The organism is uncultured Campylobacter sp. (assembly GCF_937997595.1).
Taxonomy (GTDB): Bacteria; Campylobacterota; Campylobacteria; order Campylobacterales; family Campylobacteraceae; genus Campylobacter_B.
Genome location: NZ_CALKTS010000033.1, coordinates 1 through 2,950, shown reverse-complemented (window position 1 = coordinate 2,950; position 2,950 = coordinate 1). Strand labels below are relative to the sequence as shown.

The following is a 2,950-nucleotide window of genomic DNA, read 5'->3' as shown; positions in this document are numbered from 1 at the left end:
AGTTCGCATCCTGCCAAATTTTAAGATCTTTAAATTTATCGTCTTTATTATCTATAAGCCCGTCGTTATTACTATCAAATTCTTTTAAAGCTTCGTAACCGTCCTTGGCTAGTCTTTGATTGCCATCTTTATCTTTTATCTGCGTGAAATTTCCAAATAGCTCGCCGCCGTCGTCTATATTGCCGTTGCCGTTACGATCGTAGGCTAAAATTCCATCCTCTTTGCTTATCCAAGATGATTTGTGAGATACCCCATCTCCGTTGTGATCGAAGTAAGCTCCGCCGTTAGGTGCAGGGCTGATGCCGATCTTGCCGTCACCGTTGAGATCTAGGGCGAGAGGGTCGACGATGGAGAAGTTAAAAATAGAGCCGAGGAATTGACCTAATAAATTTTTAGCATCTTGGAGGAACTTGCGCGGATCGTCCAGGTAGGGGGACCAAAAGTCTTTGAACCTTTCAATATCTTCAGAGTCCCTACCTTTCCAATTAGGATCAAAAGGATTAAATAAATAAGAAGCCATCTCCAATATTTCTTCAGGGCTTCTTTCTCCTTTAAGCATACTTGACCAGAAATCGGCAAAAGGAGTTTTTCCATCCCATCTATCATCTGCAGGATTAATAAAGTATAAAAGGATATCTCTATTTTTGTAAAGATATAAAACCAGTTCGCTTCCTCCGGCGCTGATTAGCATCGTAAGTAAAGCTGTTCCTAACGTTGCCGTTCCTCCTACTGTAGCCAAAGCTGCTTTTGCTGTAAGATATCCTCCTCCCATAGATGCCCCATATTCACCTATAATCTCAGAGGCTCGCTTCGTATCTCCATCTTTTATAGCTTGTGCAACCTCATACGAAGCCACTCCTGCGCCCAAGATAAGACCTGCTGTTCCTGCTTTATTTAATACATTAAAGACTCTAGGTAGGCTTTTTTGTCCGAATGTCTTACTAATCTCTTTGATTTTATCTGCATACGAAATTTTGTTATTTTCTGCTATGCTATTTATAACCTTTGTGTCCATTATATCTTTATTTTTTCTCAATATCATATCAAAACTAATATGCTTACGAGCACTGTCAAAATCTATTTGAGTTAGTTCGGGCAATGGTTTTCCTGCTATAGCAGATACGGCTTTTTGATCACTAATAATAAAATTTAGCCTTTCTGTATCCGAAGCATAAGATTTTAGCTTAGAAGCAAATTCTAATTTGTCCATACCGTTGATTTTAGTGATATTTTTGTTTTTGAGAAGTTCGGGGAGTTCGGTTTGATAGAATGTTCTCTCGACTTTAGCGTCTTTTCCTATTACAGTCACTACTTCACCTTTAATTTTGGAGACAAAGCGCCTAGAGGCTATATCCCATAAGCCGCTGTCTTTCTTATCAACATCGTGAAAGAATTTGTTGAGTTCAGATGGCGGCACTTTGCCATCAGCACTACCGCGTTTCTTATATTCTTCAATTACGTCAAATTCTGGATCACCATTACCAAATGCTCTCGTTAAAGCATTTTGTAAATTTTTATTTTCCCAGATATTTAAGAATTCACCGACTGACGTTTTATCTATCATCCTAACATTATTATATTGATTAGTTTTTCTTAGATAGTCTTTAAAAGCTTCCATATCTTCTATGCCAGAATATAATATGGTTTTTGATCTATGTGCAGACAAGTCCAGCTTATTTAATACATTTATTATATCTTGTTTGGTGTTAGCTGTTTTTAGCAACTCATTTGCTTGTTCAAGTGTTAAATTTTACATAATCTTATCCTTTCAGCTGATTTATTAGTGTTACTTTATAGTTTGGTGATTTAGCCTGTCTCCATGCACCACCCAATCCATAAACATCAAGAATTTCTTTCAAAAGTATAAAAATTTCTTTATTAGTTAATCTACTATAAGTAATCGGTCTTATATCCAATAGAAGCCATACTTTATCATATGATATTTGATCTATAATTTTATTATAAAGCTCGGTATCTAGTATAATTTCGAACATCTCGCCTTTATAATAAAGCACCCATAAACTTTTTGAGAGGTAAGCGTGGTCTAGCTCCGGATCCGGAAAAAATCCACTCTCCATAAGCCAGCAGTCGCGCTCTCTGTCTATGACCCAATACCATTGATCCGGCAAACCCCTATCGTGCCGATTATACTTGAGAAATATCTTAGTAAGTCCATATTTTTCATCATCCTCTTTTGTGATGATTGCATTTTCAAACGCCATTCTCTCCTCCTTAAGAAATTTAATAATCTTAGATTTTACGATATGTTTATATTCGCCTATGCGCTCATAAATATATAGTAGGAAGTAGGATTTGTCTTATTAGAGCTTGCTTGGCAGAGCGTTTATCCGTTTTAGCACTTGCGTTATAAAGAGCTTTTTGCTGCTACCGGCTCTTTATCGCAATCTCTCATCAAATCCCCTACTCATATAAAAATTTCGCTGCATTTTACCCTTTTATTCTTACGGCATATTTAAAATTTAAAACTGCTTTGCCATATCAAATTTCAAGGTTCTTTACTACTCTAAATTTTAAAATTTCAAGTCCGCGAATGACGGGTAAAATTCTAAATTTCAAAGCCTCCGCACTGCGCTAAATTTTAAAATTTCAAACCCGTAATAGTGAAATAAAATTCTATCTCCTCCAAGTTTCATAAAATTTTAAAATTCTGTATCGATGCTCCAAGCTAAATTTTAAAATTTCAGGCTCACGGAGGTGGGATAAATTTTAAAATTTTAAACCCGCAAAGGCTTGCTAAATTTTAAAATTTAAAGCAAGCAAAGCACGAGTAGAATTCTAAAATCCCATCCTACTTCGTCTTCTTTGCGCTGTCTTTGATAGTCGTTGCGTTGGCGTCGATGTAGCCCATCTGGGCGAGCTTTTCGTAGATTTGCATTATCACGGGACCTGCCGCACTTCCGCCGCCGGTATTATGAAGCGGCGGTATTTT

1 protein-coding gene and 1 pseudogene are annotated in these 2,950 nt (G+C 36.9%); both read right to left on the bottom strand.

The features are described 5' to 3' along the window. A pseudogene (locus Q0614_RS01265) lies at positions 1–1,723 on the bottom strand (hypothetical protein); the annotation flags it as partial. A gap of 37 nt (positions 1,724–1,760) precedes the next feature. Continuing rightward, entirely contained in the window at positions 1,761–2,222 is a 462-nt protein-coding gene (locus Q0614_RS01260; RefSeq protein ID WP_298785932.1) for a hypothetical protein, read from the bottom strand. Between the last annotated feature and the right edge of the window lie 728 nt (positions 2,223–2,950).